The following is a 16,708-nucleotide window of genomic DNA, read 5'->3' as shown; positions in this document are numbered from 1 at the left end:
TATCTTTTCAATGAGTATTCATGTAATCAAACACCCACTTGTACAGCATAAACTTGGCCTGATGCGCGAGCACGGGATCAGCACAAAAAGCTTTCGCGAGTTATGTCAGGAAGTGGGCACTTTGCTGACCTATGAGGCAACCAAAGACATCCCATTAGAAGATATTACCATCAAAGGCTGGCAGGGTGATGACCTCACCGTACAGCACATCAAAGGCAAGAAAATCACCGTTGTGCCTATCCTGCGCGCAGGGCTGGGGATGATGGAAGGTGTGATGCAGTTGATCCCAAGCGCTAAGGTCAGTGTGGTCGGGCTGCAACGCAACGAAGAAACACTTGAGCCTGTGCCTTACTTTGAAAAGCTCGTTGGTAACATTGAAGAGCGCATGGGCCTGGTGATTGACCCTATGCTGGCCACCGGTGGTTCAATGATTGCCACAATCGACATGTTAAAGAAAGCGGGCTGTAAAGAGATCAAAGTGATTGTGCTGGTCGCCGCGCCTGAAGGGGTGGAAAAAACTCTGGCGGCACACCCTGATGTCGAGATTTTTACCGCCTCGTTGGACAGTCACCTGAATGAAAAAGGTTACATAGTGCCTGGACTGGGCGACGCCGGTGACAAAATTTTTGGCACTGTGTAGGACGCCCTGAATGTCCAACACCTCCCTTAATTCTCTGACATCGCTCAAGACCATACTGAGCGGTGCTCAGATGCTCTTTGTTGCCTTTGGAGCACTCGTGCTGGTGCCTCTGCTGACTGGCCTGGACCCCAATGTCGCGCTGTTTACAGCAGGCCTCGGTACTTTGGTGTTTCAGTTTGTCACCCGCGGACAAGTGCCGGTCTTTCTGGCGTCTTCCTTTGCGTTTATCGCCCCAATCATTGCCAGCGTGCAGGTGTGGGGGATCCCCGCCACTATGGGTGGGCTCATGGCAGCCGGGTTTGCCTATATCCTGCTGAGCTTGCTGGTACGCTTTAAAGGTGCCGATATTCTGCATAAGATCTTACCCCCCGTGGTGGTTGGCCCGGTCATTATGGTCATCGGACTGGCCCTTGCGCCTGTTGCGGTGAACATGGCCATGGGTAAAAGTGGTGACGGCAGTGCTCAGCTGGTAGCCTACGATCAGGCATTGATCATTTCATTATCCTCACTGATAGTCACCTTAATCGTGGCAGTGACAGCCAAAGGAATTTTCCGCCTGATCCCTATTCTGGCGGGTATCATCACAGGTTACGGCTTATCTCTGACATTTGGTATCGTACAATTTGATGCGGTGCACAATGCCAGCTGGCTGGCCGTCCCTGCCTTTGTCTGGCCAGAGTTTTACTGGCCGGCCATTCTGTTTATGGTGCCTGTGGCCATTGCCCCGGCCATTGAACATATCGGCGATATGATGGCGATCAGTAACGTCACAGGTAAAGATTACCTCGAAAAACCCGGCCTGCACCGCACTTTGCTGGGAGATGGCCTGGCAACCTCAACGGCTTCTTTGTTTGGCGGCCCACCCAATACCACCTACTCAGAAGTAACCGGTGCCGTTATGCTGACCCGCAACTTCAACCCTCAGGTAATGACCTGGACAGCGGTGATAGCCATCGTGCTGGCATTTGTCGGTAAGATGGGCGCCAGCTTGCAAACCATTCCAACGCCGGTGATGGGCGGGATCATGACCCTGTTGTTTGGCTCAATCGCGGTCGTCGGTTTAAACACTTTAGTGAAATCAGAAACCGACCTCAGTGCCCCCCGTAACCTCAGCATCATTGCACTGATATTGGTATTTGGTATTGGTGGAATGCAACTGGGTGGTACAGAGTTTAGTCTACAAGGGGTAAGCCTTTGCGCCATTCTTGGCATTGTGCTTAACCTGGTGCTGCCTCACCCAAAACCAGCCGCATAACGCTTAATTGGTGTGACAACAGAGCGACCATTCCAAGGTCGCTCTGTCCGTTATGAAGCACCAATTTAGACTTCAACCAAACGATTTTCTGACCCGCTCTTCAAACTCCATTTCTTGATCGCGAAATGACTTAAGCAACTTATAACTGAGCGGCAGCCGTCGGTGTGGCCGTGTCGTTTTGACCTTGCGATAACTCGGATGTTTGGAGAGATCAATCACCCCCATGGACCAACGCGAAAAATTACGCTTTGGCAGGTCGTTAATGATCAACGCGACCACTTCGGTATGCCTTGGATCTTGTTGAATATTCTTATACAAACGCTCAACATGATCTCTTTCACCTTCAATCACTTGCATGAAGTGATGTCCATCATAAAGTAACATGCCGGAAATGCCATTGAGCTGATTAGTCGATTTGCAAAAACGATTTAACTCAACCAACTGCTCATCAGACAGAGGTGCCGTTACAGTGCTGACATAAATAAGCTCTATCAAGGCCATGGAAACCCCCTTGTTCACCCTGAAGATAAGCATAGTCGAACGCAGTTATTGCGCAAAACCAATCAATGGAACAAAAGGGCCGGCCCGAACACCTTATATGTATCAATAATGTAAACGCCAATTGGCCGGACACGGCTGCCAGGACGCTATAGGCCCAATCCGCCAGCCTGCTTAATTTGCGCTTGCGATGAATATACGTTGTGGAGCTGTGGGGAGGACAACGGGGCCAGGTTCACCCGGCCTCGTCAGTATAGAAAGGCGTGCTCAGCGTGCTAAATTAAAAACTCGCAATCAGTCTGTCTGCTAACACAAAATACTGATTAAGGTGCTTTTTAGTCTGCTCTTTACGGTTTCTTTCTGAATTAAGGTGGATGTTTTCTACCACAACCGCAAGATCATCTGCGAGCTTTTTGTTGTCGCCGATAAGGTTAAATGTGAAAAATTCAACGCTTTTCTCAAGCGTATACGTGATCACGTGGATCTGCTGTAACTCAGCTTCGTCCAGATCTCGTTTGCTTCTAATTTCTGAGGTTTTTTCAATGAAAATCTTTCTTGCATCTTCGATGGAAGTCACGTCTGCCACTTTAAGGTGTTGAATAGATTTTTCGCCCGATTCATCACTCGCTTGTACCGTTGTTGAAAAAACAGCAGCCATAAGTAATACAATTAAAGTTCTCATTTTATCTCTCTATTGTTGAAGTATAAGGGTCAATAGGGCGGTTTTTAATTGTTGGGTACTGATAAAACCGGCAACTGGAGGTGTATTTTAACAATCCCTGAGCCTCTTTAAAAGTTGTCGGGATTGCACCTGATAGCCAGCGCGCGTTGCGATATTAAAACGTCACAGGCCAAAAACCGCTTTGCTCTGATCTTACTAGACGTTCAATACTGGAAAAAATTTATCATTTTCTCAAAAATCGCCGATTATTGAATTTGAGCCCGCCTCAGATAAAGGTTTGAGCTCACCTTACTGACATAATGATCTGAGTGAAAACAGCATTGGTACCTGCTGGCTAAGGTACGCGTTCAGCGAGCAAAGAGGAGATTGAATTAACCCACCATGCGCTCAAGTCCAAACACTGCTTCGAACTTCAGCATGGTTCTTTGAATCTCAGCTATAAAAAACCTAGCTAAAAAGCTGGGTTATAAAAAGTGGTAACCTTGAGCGGACTCTTAACTTACATCAGTGCCACGCCCGGCGTGGGGCTCAAGTCCGACACCACACTCGGCTAAACATTAAAATTTAGGCATAAAAAAACCCAGCTAAAAAGCTGGGTTATAAAAAGTGGTACCCTTGAGCGGACTCTTAACTTATATCAGTGCCACGCCCGGCGTGGGGCTCAAGTCCTACACCACACTCAACAAAACATTAAAATTCAGGCATAAAAAAACCCTGACCTAATCGGTCAGGGTTATAAAAAGTGGTACCAGTGGGCGGACTTGAACCGCCACGCCCGAAGGCAACGGATTTTGAATCCGTCATGTCTACCAATTCCATCACACTGGCATAATTTTTCTTTAATCTTCTAACCAAGAGAAAATAAAGAAAAACCACTTTGAGCTTAGGCTTTGTTTTATATGCCTTCGTCTCTATGCCCAGCATTATACAAATTGGCGGGAGGGTAGCAAGCATTTTTTACAAAACGTCGTTTAAGTGCTTGGTAAATGAACAGTCGCTGAAAACTAGTCGGGTTTTTTAGTGTTAGATTAAAAATCAGGTAGAATAAGTCATATTTCGGCTTTAATGAGTGAACTAAATGGCTTCGTTTCCCCGTGCGGGCTTAACCCGTCGTCTTGCATCTCTGATCTATGATGGTCTGGTTGTGATTGCATTTGCAATGCTATCCATGGTGGTTTTTTTATTGATAATTGAAGGCTTTATCTCTTTGGGCTGGATCTCACAAGGAAACCATGAAGACGTGTCAGCGCTGATTCAGGCCTCTCCCCTGTTGTCATTTTTCCGCGGATTTGTGCTGATTGCCGTATCTGTGCTGTTTTTTGCTTACTTTTGGGTTAAAAGCGGTCAAACCATCGGCATGCGCGCCTGGCGACTGAAAGTACAAACGCCAGATGGTGAGCTACTCGGCTGGCCAAGAGCTTGTGCACGGGCCTTATGCGCATTGCTGGGGCTGGGTAACCTGCTGGTATTACTCGACTTTAAACACAAACGCGCTCTGCAAGATATGATTTGTGGCACTGAAGTCGTGGTGCTGAGCAAAGAAGAGAACAAACGCATTTACGACAGCCTGGATTAAGAAGGTCATAGCATTGCAACAAAAAAGCCTGACTCAGTCAGGCTTTTTTGTTTTCATCCTCTTTCTTACCCGCGTTGGCGGTTAAGAAGATAAAACGCCGTTGCGGTAAATAAGACGCTAGGCATCACAGCCCCTACGACCGGCGGGATCTGATACACCATAACGATTGGACCGAAAATTTCGTTGCTCAGGTGGAAGATAAGCCCGGTGATCACCCCCATGATAATACGCGCGCCCATGCTCACAGAACGTAGTGGCCCAAATATAAAAGACAGAGCTACCAGCAGCATTACTGCAATCGTGACCGGTTGCATCACTTTGCGCCACAGCGCCAGTTCATAGTTACTGGTGTCCTGCTCATTTTGCTTCAGATACTGCAAATACGACCACAATCCAGAGAAAGACAATGCGTCTGGTTCTACCGAAGCCACGTCCAGTCGGTCCAGCGTCAGCTGTGATGCATAATTAAGTGTCTGAGCGTATTGCGTAGTGATCTGTTGCTCTTCAATGGTCACTTCCTCAATGGCTTTAAGCTGCCAACCGTCATCGGTCGCAGTACCAGACTTAGCACGGGTGATTTTCAGCAGGTTAAGATCATCATCGAAATGATAAATATTGATATTTTGCAGATTGCCGGATTTTTCGATGTTAGCAATATTAATAAAATTACTGCCATCTTTGGCCCACACGCCCTGCTGCGCCTCAAACACCTCACCACCATTAATTGCCTGATTACGCAGTTGTTTAGCCGTTTTTTCGGCCTGTGGCGCGCCCCACTCACCCAATGCCATCATGCATAATGCCAGCACAATTGCCGATTTCATCACCGACCCAATGATCTGTAATCGCGACATCCCCGCAGCCTGCATCACCACTAATTCGCTGCTCGAAGCCAAAGCCCCAAGCCCGGTCAGGCCACCAATCAGAGCCGCCATTGGAAAGAACACCACAATATCACTGGGCATGCTGTACAGCGTGAACAGCAACGCATCCATGACATCATAGGTGCCACGACCCACAGAGCGTAACTGCTCAATAAATTTAATTAAGGTATTGATCCCCACAAACACCAACAAGGCAAAGCCTGTGGTTTGTAAAATGCTGCGCCCGAGATACCAATCCAGGGTTTTCATCATTGCTGTGGCTCCCGTTTTAACAGCATAGCGCGCACCCAAACACCAAAAGGCCGGCCTTTGGCTATCAGGTAAGCACCAATAAATAACACACACAAGTGGATCCACCACAAGCCAACCGAGGTTGGTACCTTACCTTCGGCGACCAGATATTTACCCGCATTGAGCATGATAAAGTAACCCAGATAAATACAAATCGCCGGAACCAGTTTGGCAAACTTACCCTGTCTGGGATTAACGACACTCAGCGGAACCGCCAGTAAGGTCAGCAAAATAATAGAAATTGGCACAGATAAACGTAGCTGGAACTGGGCAATAGCCTCGGGTGTGCCCATCTGCAGCAGGCTGGACGAGGGCAAGTCTTCAAGCTTACGACGTCGCTGTTCAATTTCCTGCTCACGGATCTGCACCTGGTAGCTGCTAAACTCAGTTTTGTTCAGCGCCTGACTGAAACCGTCGGTTTCGAATCGTTTTCCCTCACTGAGCACCAGCTGCTGCTCACCGGTTCCCTCTTCAACAACCCGGCCATTCTGAGCAAACACGATACGTGCAGCCTGATTTGAATCGCGATCGGGTAACTGAGCAACAAACACTCGATTTAGCTCTTTGCCCTGATCACTGGTGTTGTGGACAAATACCACCGCCTTTTCATTGCCCGTTTGCTGGAAGCGCCCGGCCCGGATCTGACTGAGCCCGGATTCTGCATTGGCTTGTTCGCGCAGCTGATTTTCTTTTTCACCCGCCCAGGGCGCCAGATATAAGCTCAGCACAGCAGCCATCAACGCAATCACAAAACTGGACACCAAAGTCACGCGCACGACATACCATTCACTGACGCCGCACGCTTTAAGCACTGTCATTTCGCTGTCAGCATAGACCCGACTATAGGCGAGGATAATGCCCAAAAATAAGCTTAATGGCAGGATATATACCGCCAGCTTAGGTAAGTTTAGGGCCAGAAAAGACATAACAAGTTTTCCCGGAATGCTGCCACCTGAGGCCTCAGCCAAAATCCGGACAAACTTCTGCGAGATGAAGATGGTCATAAGGGTCATAAAAACGGCGACCTGAGATTTTAATATCTCAGCAGTCAGATATCGAAAAATAAGCAATGTCCGCCCCTATAAAACGTCTCATTTCACTGGAATAGTAGGAAATTTTGAGTAAACTGGTTATTTTAATCACTTTATTATATGCCATCGGATCCAAATATCCTACTAAAGCAACAGGCTAAAGCGCCAAATGCACGCGTCAGTTAGCCGTTTTTTAGTTCAGCACCTAGAAATGGAGTGGCTGAGGCATAAAAAGTTCAAAAAAGACAGCACATTGACTCAGGAGTCGCAATGGAATTCAGCGTAAAAAGTGGTAGCCCAGAAAAACAACGCAGTGCGTGTATTGTTGTCGGCGTATACGAACCACGCCGCCTTTCACCCGTAGGGGAGCAGCTGGATAAAATCAGCGAAGGGTATATTTCTAATCTGCTGCGCCGCGGAGACCTAGAAGGTAAACCCGGCCAGGTGCTTTTACTTCACCATGTACCAAACGTATTGAGTGAACGTGTGCTACTTGTGGGCTGTGGTAAAGAGCGTGAACTAGACGACAAACAGTACAAACAGATCATCGCCAAAACCATCAGCACCTTAAATGACACAGGTTCAATGGAAGCCGTTTGCTTTCTGACTGAACAGCACGTTAAAGGACGCGATACTTACTGGAAAGTTCGCCAGGCCGTCGAAACCACTCAGGACAGCCTTTACACCTTTAATCAGCTGAAAAGCAAAAAGAGCGAAGCACGTCGTCCACTACGTAAAATTGTTTTTAACGTACCAACACGCCGTGAATTGCCGATTGGCGAGAGCGCCATCGAGCATGGACTGGCCATCGCGGCCGGTGCCACTTTATGCAAAGACGTGGCAAACATGCCGCCAAATATCTGTAATCCTCGCTACTTAGGTGAGCAGGCTCAGGCATTAGCCGATGAATTCGACAACGTCACGGTTAATCTGGTTGGCGAAAAGGAAATGGAAGAGCTGGGTATGCACTCATATTTGGCAGTTGGTCGCGGTAGTGACAATGAATCCGTGATGTCGGTGATCCATTATAACGGCGCCCCACAAAAGCAAGCGCCTATCGTGTTCGTCGGTAAAGGCCTGACGTTTGATTCAGGCGGTATTTCTATTAAGCCAGGCGAAGGCATGGACGAGATGAAATACGACATGGGTGGCGCCGCCGGTGTACTGGGTCTGATGCGTGCCGTCGTGCAAATGCAACTGCCTCTGAACGTCATCGGCGTGCTGGCTGGCTGTGAAAACATGCCGAGCAGCAATGCTTATCGCCCGGGTGACATCCTGACTACTATGTCTGGCCAGACGGTTGAAGTACTCAATACCGATGCAGAAGGCCGACTGGTCCTGTGTGATGCACTGACCTATGTTGAAGCGTTTGAACCAGAAGTGGTCGTTGACGTGGCCACCCTGACCGGTGCCTGTATTATCGCCCTGGGCCATCATGCAACCGGTTTGTTATCGAACCACAACCCGTTGGCGCATGACTTACTTAAAGCGTCTGAGCAAAGTGGCGACCGCGCATGGCAACTGCCGTTGTGGGATGACTATCAGGAACAATTGAAAAGCCCGTTTGCCGACTTCACCAACCTGGGTGGTCGCCCTGCCGGGACGATTACCGCCGCCTGCTTCTTGTCTAAATTCACCAAGAAGTACAACTGGGCACACCTGGACATCGCAGGGACAGCCTGGCGCAGTGGTGCCAATAAAGGCGCAACCGGTCGCCCGGTCCCTATGTTAATGCAATACCTGCTTAACCGCGTGGACGTGACTGAGCAACCTCAGGACTAATTCATGCTGTGACAGCCGATGTCGCGCACCACGTTGATTGATGATAGCCGTATTCTGTGTCAGAATGCGGCTTTATTTTGAACGCCGTGTCATTTAAAGGCTTTCCCCTTGTGACAGGGCGTTTCGCTAGCTAGAAAACCACATGTCATGACCATCAACGCACGCTTTTTTGTATTAAAGCAGGACAATGAGCCGGGCAAGCCAGTGCCGGCTCATTTTGATCTCGCCGCACGCAGCGCCGCAAAGCTGTACCGCGCCGGACAACGTGTCTTTATTTACGTGGACAGCGTTGAAGATGCCCATGCGGTTGACGAGCACTTGTGGTGTTTTGAGGCCGACAGTTTTGTACCTCACAACCTGCAAGGCGAAGGCCCCAAAGGGGGCGCACCGGTCGAGATCGGCCAGATGCCACCAGTTGGCAGACGCACCATTTTAATTAATCTGGCACAACAGCTGCCGGATTTTGTGCGCCGATTCGACAAGATCTACGATTTTGTGCCGGTTGAAAGCAATGCCAAACACGCGGCACGCCAGCGGTTCATGCAACTGCGTCAGCTCGGCGCTGAAATTTCAACCAAAGAAATTGACAACTAAAGTATTTTTTAAGGTTCTGTGTAATGGATAAAACCTATAATCCGCAAGATATCGAACAGTCTTTGTACCAAGGCTGGGAAGAGAATGGCTACTTTAAGCCATCAGGTCAGGGCGATGCCTATTCGATCATGATCCCACCACCGAATGTCACGGGTAGCCTGCACATGGGCCACGCCTTCCAGGACACCATCATGGACACCCTGATCCGCTACCAGCGTATGCAGGGCAAAAATACTTTATGGCAGGTGGGAACAGACCACGCTGGTATCGCAACCCAAATGGTTGTTGAGCGTAAGCTGGCCGCTGAAGAAAGCAAAACCCGTCACGACCTGGGCCGCGAAGAGTTTATCAACCGTATCTGGCAGTGGAAAAACGAGTCAGGTGGCACCATCACCAAGCAGCTTCGTCGCCTGGGTGCATCGGTAGACTGGGATCGTGAGCGCTTTACTATGGACGACGGCCTGTCTGAAGCAGTTAAAGAAGTCTTTGTTCGTTTATATAAAGACGACCTGATCTACCGCGGTAAGCGCCTGGTTAACTGGGATCCAAAACTGCACACCGCGATTTCTGATCTGGAAGTAGAAAACAAAGACAAGCAGGGCCACATGTGGAACCTGCGTTACCCGCTGGCTGATGGTGTTAAAACCAAAGACGGCAAAGACTACATTGTAGTGGCAACAACGCGTCCGGAAACCATGCTGGGCGACACCGGTGTGGCAGTCAACCCGGATGATGAGCGTTATCAGGACCTGATCGGCAAAGAGATCTTACTGCCAATCGTCAATCGTCGTATCCCAATCGTTGCCGACGAACACGCAGACATGGAAAAAGGCACAGGCTGTGTGAAGATCACACCAGCGCACGACTTCAACGATAACGAAGTTGGTAAGCGTCATCAGCTGCCCATGATCAACGTCTTCAACAAAGATGCGGCGATTTTGAGTGAAGGCGAAACCTTCACTTTTGATGGTAAGCCACTGGAGCTGGATGCACCATTACCTGAGCGCTTTCATGGTCTTGACCGTTTCGATGCCCGCAAACTGATTGTTGATGAGTTTGAACAAGCTGGCCTGCTGGAAAAAATCGACGACCACAGCCTGACGGTTCCTTACGGCGACCGCTCTGGTGTGGTCATTGAGCCACTGCTAACTGACCAATGGTATGTACGCGTTGCGCCACTGGCTGAGCCGGCAATCAAAGCCGTAGAAGACGGTGACATTCAGTTCGTGCCTAAACAGTACGAAAACATGTACTTCTCCTGGATGCGCGATATTCAGGACTGGTGTATTTCTCGTCAGCTATGGTGGGGACACCGTATCCCGGCCTGGTATGACAACGAAGGCAATGTTTACGTTGGTCGCGATGAAGCCGAAGTACGCCGCGATAACAACTTGGCAGACGATGTCGTTCTGAGCCAGGATGATGATGTACTGGATACCTGGTTCTCTTCTGCGCTGTGGACCTTCTCAACCCAAGGCTGGCCAGAAAATACTGACGACCTGAAGATGTTCCACCCGTCAGACACGCTGGTGACTGGTTTCGACATCATTTTCTTCTGGGTTGCCCGTATGATCATGATGACACTGCACTTTGTGAAAGACGACCAAGGCAAACCTCAGGTGCCATTTAAAACCGTTTACGTGACCGGTCTGATCCGTGACGAAAATGGCGACAAGATGTCTAAGTCAAAAGGTAATGTACTGGATCCGCTGGACATGATCGATGGTATCGATCTGGAAAGCCTGGTTCAGAAGCGTACCGGCAACATGATGCAGCCGCAGCTGGCCGCAAAGATTGAAAAGAACACTCGTAAGACTTTTGCTGATGGTATTGAAGCACACGGCACCGATGCGCTGCGCTTTACCCTGGCTGCTATGGCCTCAACCGGTCGTGATATCAACTGGGATATGAACCGTCTGGAAGGATATCGTAACTTCTGTAACAAGCTGTGGAACGCCAGCCGTTACGTGCTGATGAACACCGAAGAACAGGATTGTGGTTTCAACGGTGGCGAGATGCAGGTGTCTCTGGCGGATCGCTGGATTTTGGGTCAGTTCCAGAACACAGTGAAAACCTTCACTGAGCACCTAGACAACTACCGCTTTGACCTGGCCGCGAATACCATCTACGAGTTCACCTGGAACCAGTTCTGTGACTGGTACCTGGAGCTGACTAAGCCAATTCTGTTCAAGGGCAACGAAGCCCAGCAACGTGGTACACGCCACACCCTGATCACGGTTCTGGAAGGCCTGCTACGCCTGATGCACCCGCTGATGCCTTACATCACAGAAACCATCTGGCAGCGTGTTGCACCACTGGCTGGTATCGAAGCAAACACCATCATGTTGCAGCGCTTCCCGCAGTTTGATGCTGAGCAGGTAGATACGCAAGCAATGGAAGACCTGGAGTGGGTTAAACAATTCATTCTGGCTATCCGTAACATTCGCGGTGAGATGGACATCAGTCCAAGTAAACCGCTTAGCGTGTTACTGGCCAATGTCTCTGAGCAGGATCAACGCCGTCTTGACGACAACCAGGCATTCCTGAGCTCACTGGCTAAACTGGAAGACATCAAGGTGCTGGCAAGCAAAGACGAGGCCCCGGCATCCGCTACCGCCTTTATTGGTGACCTTGAGATCATGATCCCTATGGCAGGTCTGATTGATGTCGAAGCCGAAATGGCCCGTATCGCCAAACAGCTGGAAAAGGCAGAAAAAGGCCTGACACAGGTTGAGAAAAAGCTGGCAAACGAGAAGTTCGTCAACAACGCTCCTCCTGCGGTACTTGATAAAGAGAAAGCCAAACTGGCCGAGTACAGCGACGCCAAAGCCAAGCTACTTGAGCAAAAAGCCAAAATCGAAAGCCTGTAAAATTTAAACCTGAGTCAGTTAACTGACCCAAAGTTAAATCTCAAAAAGAAGCCGCTAAGCGGCTTCTTTTTTTACAACTCATTGTGCGTGTTGCTTACGTAATCATATCGGCTCACAGCTCTGAAGAGGTCGAAAAACGCGCTAACACCTGATATAGATTATTCATATCTATAGGCTTGCCAACATGCGCCACAAATCCCTGTGCCAAATACCCTTTCACATCTTCTGTCATCACATTCGCAGTCAGTGCAATAACAGGCATGTCCGCATGACTCTTGCTAATTTGACGCTGCGCTTCGTTGCCATCCATTTCTGGCATGTGAATATCCATCAGTATTAAATCAAAGTGAGTATGTAGTACCGCGTCGACAGCCTGAGTGCCATTTTCGACAATTGTCAGTGCTGCCTGTGTACTTTTTAAAATTGCCTTGATCAACATTTGGTTAATCTTATTATCCTCGGCAACTAGAATGTGTTTCCCCGTCAAATCTGGCGGCGATAACGATTCACTTTTTTGGCCACTCGATTTAAGTACTGTTTTCTCCAGGGGTAATACAACCTTAATTTGGGTGCCCTCTCCCTCTTTACTGATTAAATCCAAAGAGCCATTCATTAACTTAACAAGGCTCAGCGTGATAGACATCCCTAAACCTGTTCCACCATATTTTCGTGTAGTTGAACTATCCGCCTGAGCAAAACGCTCAAAAATCCGCTGCTGAGCTTCTACGCTCATCCCTATCCCTGAATCAATCACATCAATACAGAGCGCCTGTTGGTTATTCTGCTCTGTGCAGCTCACAATCACTTTAACACAACCCTGATCCGTAAATTTCACCGCATTAGAGATAAGATTGAGCAACACCTGTTTGACTCTGACAAGATCGCCCAGCCAGCCGTCTGTAAAGGACGACTCAATGCTCACAATCAATTCAATGCCTTTTTTGCTTACAATACTATCGAGGTCATATTTCACTGAATCCAACACATCGATCAACGAAAAGGGCGCCTGCTCAAGTGTTAACTGATTAGACTCAATTTTAGAATAATCCAGAATATCATTGATAACTGTCAGCAAGCTTTGCGCTGAAAAAGCCGCATTATCCAAGATAACTTTTAAATCAGATTCCAACCTGGCCTGATCAAGCAATTGCAACCCGCCCAATATGGCGTTCATCGGCGTCCGGATCTCATGGCTCATATTGGCAAGAAAATCACTTTTAGCTTTAGCTGCGTTTTCCGCTTCTTGCTTAGCCTTAATCATGGTTTTCATTGCTGTTACTTTTTCAGTGATATCATAGTTAACACCAATGACTTTAACGGCCTGATTTTGCTCATTTCGGATCACCTCAGCTGTCGCTTTCATGGTTCTTATCCGCCCATCGGGATGGACCACTCTAAACTCAGTATCGTAGTAACCTGTTCCTGCGATTGCCGATTCAAGCAAAGCTCTAGCTGAGGCAATATCATCAGGGTGAACACTGTTCTCCCAGGCTTCATAAGCACCTGAAAATGTCTCTTCCGAGATACCATACAACCTATACATCCAGTCATCCCATACCAGTGCATTGGTCAGCAAATCCCATTCCCATACACCTATCCCGGCAGAATCATTCGCTAATTGCATTCTAAATGCACTGACATCTGCCTTTTCCTTGGCCGCACGAATTTGCTCTTCCACTTCTTTTTGTTTTGAAATGTCCTGAACGACGGACCATATAAAGTCCTGTCCAGTGACGTCGGTTATCAAAATGCCTGATAACAATACGGGTAAGGTGTGTCCTAGCTTATGAATATACTCTTTCTGATATGGACCATAACGCCCCGTTTCTGCCATGTCAGCAAGTTGCTTAGCTTCTTGATCAGCATATTTTTTTGGCGTGAGTTGCCAGTAATCCATCTGATTTAGTTCATCAACACTGTACCCCGTAAAACGACTAAATTCTGCGTTGATATAATCGAACCGGCCATCTTCCAGATAGTTAATGGCGATACCAATCGGTGCAAGATCCACAAACTCCGCAAACTTTTGCCTTTCTTGTTCGAGCAAAGTTTCAATCTGCATACTGGCTCCACCCAATGTATGCATACGGACTTCAAGATCAGAGACAAATGCCAGCAAAGACTTCTTAGCGCCATGTTCAACCAAATGTCCACGGACCCTGACAGGAAAACGCGCGCCTGTTTTATGCTGATGTTGAGTTTCGAAATCGATGTGCTTGTTACTCTGCACCCTCAACCAAAACTCAGCCCAGCTTTTTGGTGCGAAACTGGGGTTGCACACCCAAATTTGCGATCCAATCAGTTCACCTTTTGCATAACCCAGTTTTTTACTTGCAGCACTGTTGAGATACAGGATTTCAGAGTCAGAACTTATCCATAAGATTTCATCGGTCGTATACTCCATTGACAACTTCAGAAATTGAAGCAACTCAGTTTCACTCATACTGCGCGGAAACTGTGCAGGTTCAGCATCGAATTGTGGTGTTCCGTCCAAAATTTTTACATCCGGTAATTTAGCCATACTGAAGTCAAAGAAGTGTTCATGCTAAAAATGTAGGCGAAAAAAAACGGATGATAAAGTCAGGGTGCTTTTGCATTGGCTAGATCAATCTGATGCAGTTCCAGCAGCCTCATTTGCGATTGAAGCAAAAAGCCACACCAACCAGTCAAAAGCAACAAAAAAACAAATAAAAAAACCCATAAAGAAAACAAGGCGCAACCTTGCATTTTCAAATGTGACAATATAGGGTACGCAAAACAACAGGTACAAATGTAAATAAGAAGAAACTAATTTATGATAAGAACTAAGCTTACAATACTGGCAGCCTGTATTGCTGCTACCCACAGCGTAGCCGTCTCGGCTAACGACTATCCACTAATGCCTGGCGATCCGTTGGTCTCTCATCAGTGGCATTTGCAAAATACAGGTCAGGCAGCATTCTCTGACAGAGGTGGTAAAGCCGGTGAAGACATGAACTTGTCACTGACCCATGCGCTGGGCATTTTGGGCACAGGTGTGACAGCCGCGGTGATCGATGGCGCCGTAGAGCTAACCCACCCGGATCTGCGCGACAACGTGCGCCCTGGTTCATGGAACTTTACCACTGATACACCGGATCTGGTCCCTGGTGGCCCCACAGATCGTCACGGCACGTCGGTTGCCGGGATCATTGCTGCCAGTGCCTTTAACGGCATTGGTGGACGAGGCATCGCACCACGCGCCGGTATTGTGGGCTTTAATCTGATCTCATCAGGCAACTACAATACCGCCAACTGGCTACAATCGCACGGCATGTACTCAGATGGCTATAATAAACATTCTTTTGATTTCCCAAGAATTTTTAACCAAAGCTATGGCCGCACTATGTCTGCACCAGACAGCTTTGACTACACAGTCGATCCCTGGCTGAAAACCTATGAAGATGCCCAGGAAGAGATCACCCGTACCACTCATGGTGGACGTGGTGCCCTGTTCGTCAAATCTGCGGGTAATGGCTACGCCAGACAAACTTTTACCGACCCTCGTTTTGGCTCCGGCTATCTGCGCTTTGAAAACAACAACCATGGCCTGCCTTTACAGAACGTCAACCTGGAGCAAATGGATACCTCATTTTGGAATATGGTTGTGTCGGCCTACAACGCCGATGGCCAGTTGTCTTCATACTCCACCGTTGGTTCAGCAGTATTCGTATCAGCCACGGGCGGTCAATATGGTGTCTATACCCCGGCAATGGTCACGACCGATCTGACCGGCTGTGATGCTGGCTACAACCCGGCTTATGGTCGCAATGACTTACATGGTGGCCATCCATTAGATCCGAACTGTGATTATGGCGCGCGCTTCAACGGGACGTCTTCGGCAGCCCCAAGTGCCGCGGGTGCCATTGCCCTGATCATGTCTGCCAACCCGGCATTGAGCTGGCAAGATGTGCGTCACATACTGGCCAGCACCGCCAGACAAATCGATCCGGATAACGCCGGTGTGGCACTGTCGTTTGAAACTGCGCAAGGTGACACGGTCAGCTATCAGGCCATTGACGCCTGGCAAACCAACGCTGCAGGCTATGCCTTCCATAACTTCTATGGCTTCGGTGCAGTAGACGTTGACGCAGCCGTCAACATGGCGCGCTTCTATGACCAACAGCTGGGTCAGTTCACACAAACTGAACGCTTTACAGTGACAGCTAACAGTGCCATTCCAGATGGCGATATCAATGGGGTATCAAGCACTTATCAGTCAACAGAAGTGATGACAGTCGATGCCATTCAGGTACGTGTTAACATCGACCACACCAGCACTAGAGATTTAGCCATTGAACTGATTTCTCCATCAGGTACGCGCAGTGTGATCATGACACCACGCACAGGCACCATCCTGGGGCAAAACGGCATGGAAAATACACAAATGCTGACACATCACTTCTATGGTGAGCAGGCACAAGGTGAATGGACCCTTCGTGTCATCGATACAGCAGCTCAGGACGAATTCTATGTTTTCGACCCGCGTGCAGCTGGTGCGCCCAACGTCAACATGGTGCACAGAAACAATTCAGACAATGGCCTGCTGAAGTCGTGGGACATTCGCTTCATCGGTCGTAAATAAGG

The 16,708-nt window shown here is 48.5% G+C and carries 12 protein-coding genes and 1 tRNA gene; 7 read left to right on the top strand and 6 right to left on the bottom strand.

Going from position 1 to position 16,708, the window contains the following annotated elements:
• The first annotated feature begins 10 nt into the window (after positions 1–10).
• Positions 11–640: a uracil phosphoribosyltransferase gene (gene upp, locus CWC22_RS03200; RefSeq protein WP_010383109.1), complete on the top strand. Its 630-nt coding sequence runs from the start codon at positions 11–13 to the stop codon at positions 638–640.
• 10 nt (positions 641–650) lie between these two features.
• Positions 651–1,895, top strand: coding sequence for a uracil-xanthine permease family protein (locus CWC22_RS03195; RefSeq protein WP_138536145.1), 1,245 nt, complete (start codon positions 651–653; stop codon positions 1,893–1,895).
• Positions 1,896–1,967: 72 nt separating this feature from the next.
• Here CWC22_RS03195 and CWC22_RS03190 read toward each other — a convergent pair whose 3' ends face one another.
• The 3 genes from CWC22_RS03190 to CWC22_RS03180 all read right to left on the bottom strand — a co-directional run bounded on the left by CWC22_RS03190 (position 1,968) and on the right by CWC22_RS03180 (position 3,903).
• Positions 1,968–2,396 carry a BLUF domain-containing protein gene (locus CWC22_RS03190; RefSeq protein WP_164517481.1) on the bottom strand — a complete coding sequence of 143 codons (429 nt, stop codon included), beginning with the start codon at positions 2,394–2,396 and terminating at the stop codon, positions 1,968–1,970.
• A gap of 277 nt (positions 2,397–2,673) precedes the next feature.
• Complete coding sequence (locus CWC22_RS03185) at positions 2,674–3,075, bottom strand: DUF6746 family protein (protein ID WP_021032861.1); 402 nt, start codon at positions 3,073–3,075, stop codon at positions 2,674–2,676.
• A gap of 743 nt (positions 3,076–3,818) precedes the next feature.
• Positions 3,819–3,903: transfer RNA gene (locus CWC22_RS03180), tRNA-Leu, on the bottom strand.
• 250 nt (positions 3,904–4,153) lie between these two features.
• On the opposite strand from CWC22_RS03180, the gene CWC22_RS03175 reads away from it, so the two are divergent.
• Entirely contained in the window at positions 4,154–4,651 is a 498-nt protein-coding gene (locus CWC22_RS03175) for an RDD family protein (RefSeq protein ID WP_138536143.1), read from the top strand.
• A gap of 65 nt (positions 4,652–4,716) precedes the next feature.
• On the opposite strand, the gene lptG is transcribed toward CWC22_RS03175, so the two are convergent.
• Together lptG and lptF are read right to left on the bottom strand one after the other, a co-directional pair.
• Positions 4,717–5,787: an LPS export ABC transporter permease LptG gene (gene lptG, locus CWC22_RS03170; RefSeq protein WP_125558180.1), complete on the bottom strand. Its 1,071-nt coding sequence runs from the start codon at positions 5,785–5,787 to the stop codon at positions 4,717–4,719.
• The gene (gene lptF / locus CWC22_RS03165; protein WP_040645066.1) at positions 5,784–6,896 is read right to left on the bottom strand and encodes an LPS export ABC transporter permease LptF; all 1,113 of its coding nucleotides are present in this window, start codon (positions 6,894–6,896) and stop codon (positions 5,784–5,786) included. The genes lptG and lptF overlap by 4 nt, the downstream gene beginning before the upstream one ends.
• Before the next feature lie 231 nt (positions 6,897–7,127).
• Here lptF and pepA point away from each other — a divergent pair, with 231 nt between their 5' ends.
• From pepA to CWC22_RS03150, 3 genes are all read left to right on the top strand, one after another.
• A complete protein-coding gene (gene pepA / locus CWC22_RS03160; RefSeq protein ID WP_010383127.1) occupies positions 7,128–8,639 on the top strand; it encodes a leucyl aminopeptidase in 1,512 nt (503 codons plus the stop codon).
• A gap of 147 nt (positions 8,640–8,786) precedes the next feature.
• On the top strand, positions 8,787–9,233 hold the full coding sequence (locus tag CWC22_RS03155) for a DNA polymerase III subunit chi (RefSeq protein WP_046004999.1): 447 nt from the start codon (positions 8,787–8,789) through the stop codon (positions 9,231–9,233).
• A 23-nt stretch (positions 9,234–9,256) separates the two neighbouring features.
• Positions 9,257–12,103, top strand: a complete 2,847-nt coding sequence (locus CWC22_RS03150; RefSeq protein ID WP_138536141.1) for a valine--tRNA ligase — start codon at positions 9,257–9,259, stop codon at positions 12,101–12,103.
• A 112-nt stretch (positions 12,104–12,215) separates the two neighbouring features.
• Here the strand turns inward: CWC22_RS03150 and CWC22_RS03145 are convergent, their stop codons facing one another.
• The gene (locus CWC22_RS03145; RefSeq protein WP_138536139.1) at positions 12,216–14,624 is read right to left on the bottom strand and encodes a PAS domain-containing hybrid sensor histidine kinase/response regulator; all 2,409 of its coding nucleotides are present in this window, start codon (positions 14,622–14,624) and stop codon (positions 12,216–12,218) included.
• 273 nt (positions 14,625–14,897) lie between these two features.
• Here CWC22_RS03145 and CWC22_RS03140 point away from each other — a divergent pair, with 273 nt between their 5' ends.
• Positions 14,898–16,706: a S8 family peptidase gene (locus CWC22_RS03140; RefSeq protein WP_138536137.1), complete on the top strand. Its 1,809-nt coding sequence runs from the start codon at positions 14,898–14,900 to the stop codon at positions 16,704–16,706.
• The last annotated feature ends 2 nt before the right edge of the window (positions 16,707–16,708 follow it).

The sequence above is a fragment of the Pseudoalteromonas rubra genome, from assembly GCF_005886805.2.
GTDB lineage: Bacteria > Pseudomonadota > Gammaproteobacteria > Enterobacterales > Alteromonadaceae > Pseudoalteromonas > Pseudoalteromonas rubra_D.
This window is presented reverse-complemented; position numbering and strand designations above follow the sequence as displayed.

Excerpts from the sequence above, each read along its gene's own strand:
- upp (WP_010383109.1), top strand. The coding sequence starts at position 11 with ATGAGTATTCATGTAATCAAACACCCACTTGTACAGCATAAACTTGGC.
- CWC22_RS03195 (WP_138536145.1), top strand. The coding sequence starts at position 651 with ATGTCCAACACCTCCCTTAATTCTCTGACATCGCTCAAGACCATACTG.
- CWC22_RS03190 (WP_164517481.1), bottom strand. The coding sequence starts at position 2,396 with ATGGCCTTGATAGAGCTTATTTATGTCAGCACTGTAACGGCACCTCTG.
- CWC22_RS03185 (WP_021032861.1), bottom strand. The coding sequence starts at position 3,075 with ATGAGAACTTTAATTGTATTACTTATGGCTGCTGTTTTTTCAACAACG.
- CWC22_RS03175 (WP_138536143.1), top strand. The coding sequence starts at position 4,154 with ATGGCTTCGTTTCCCCGTGCGGGCTTAACCCGTCGTCTTGCATCTCTG.
- lptG (WP_125558180.1), bottom strand. The coding sequence starts at position 5,787 with ATGATGAAAACCCTGGATTGGTATCTCGGGCGCAGCATTTTACAAACC.
- pepA (WP_010383127.1), top strand. The coding sequence starts at position 7,128 with ATGGAATTCAGCGTAAAAAGTGGTAGCCCAGAAAAACAACGCAGTGCG.
- CWC22_RS03155 (WP_046004999.1), top strand. The coding sequence starts at position 8,787 with ATGACCATCAACGCACGCTTTTTTGTATTAAAGCAGGACAATGAGCCG.
- CWC22_RS03150 (WP_138536141.1), top strand. The coding sequence starts at position 9,257 with ATGGATAAAACCTATAATCCGCAAGATATCGAACAGTCTTTGTACCAA.
- CWC22_RS03145 (WP_138536139.1), bottom strand. The coding sequence starts at position 14,624 with ATGGCTAAATTACCGGATGTAAAAATTTTGGACGGAACACCACAATTC.
- CWC22_RS03140 (WP_138536137.1), top strand. The coding sequence starts at position 14,898 with ATGATAAGAACTAAGCTTACAATACTGGCAGCCTGTATTGCTGCTACC.